The sequence below is a fragment of the Limosilactobacillus pontis genome (genome assembly GCF_002940945.1).
Taxonomy (GTDB): domain Bacteria; phylum Bacillota; class Bacilli; order Lactobacillales; family Lactobacillaceae; genus Limosilactobacillus; species Limosilactobacillus pontis_A.
In genome coordinates, this window is the sequence record NZ_PNFV01000011.1 from 43,448 (window position 1) to 44,275 (window position 828).

The following is an 828-nucleotide window of genomic DNA, read 5'->3' on the forward strand; positions in this document are numbered from 1 at the left end:
TCTCTAGTTATACCAGCGATCTGACACAAGGTACTAATTGGCCAGTCATGTTCTTTGATGGCTTGTTGCTTGAGGAACCGTTCACCTCCCGATTGCGTATTTCCATTACTTTTTTTGAGTAGGCATCTTCCATTTCTTTACGAAGCAGTTGGGCCTTTAATAATCGATTTTCAGCTTTTAGCTGATCAAGTTCTGTCCATACTTCCTTCGGCTTGGCTTTACCCCGCCGATCACGAAGTGATTGCGGGTCATTGCCACTTTTACGGTATTTTTGATACCAACCATAGACCTGTTGGTAACTAACATGATATTTATCCACTGCCCAGTTATAGTTAATATCATGTTTAATCAGTTCCTCAATTATCGATAATCGTTCTTCAAAAGTAGTTTTCCGTCCTGGCATAATTGAATCTCGCTTTCTTGGCGTATAAGCCTTCAGTTTTGATTCATTATACTGGATAATCCAACTTGATAGTTGCCAATCAGATTTTAAACCGTGTTTTAAGGCAAAATTTTCTAAAGAGTCCATTGATTGCTCAAATTCGACAACCAATTGTCGTTTGAATTCGATAGAATAATTCTTATTATGATGGGTATTTTCAAGCCCACCAATTCCTTGATATTGAAAGATTCGTTGCCATCTTCTGATGGTGTGAGCGTCCATACCAAATTTCTTAGCTACTTTTTCGGCAGACACTGCTTTAGTTTCATTGATAATACTTAATTTTTGCTGGAGTGAAAATTTTGATCTTCTTCCCATATAAAAATACCCTCTAAGTACAAGATGAGTTTTCTATTTCATCTGTATACTTAGAGGGCATTATAGCC

Annotated in this window: 1 protein-coding gene; it reads right to left on the reverse strand. The window is 37.3% G+C overall.

All coding sequences use genetic code 11. The annotated features are described in order from the left end of the window. Positions 1 to 7: 7 nt before the first annotated feature. Entirely contained in the window at positions 8 to 760 is a 753-nt protein-coding gene (locus tag CK797_RS08080; protein WP_104689253.1) for a helix-turn-helix domain-containing protein, read from the reverse strand. Positions 761 to 828 lie beyond the last annotated feature (68 nt).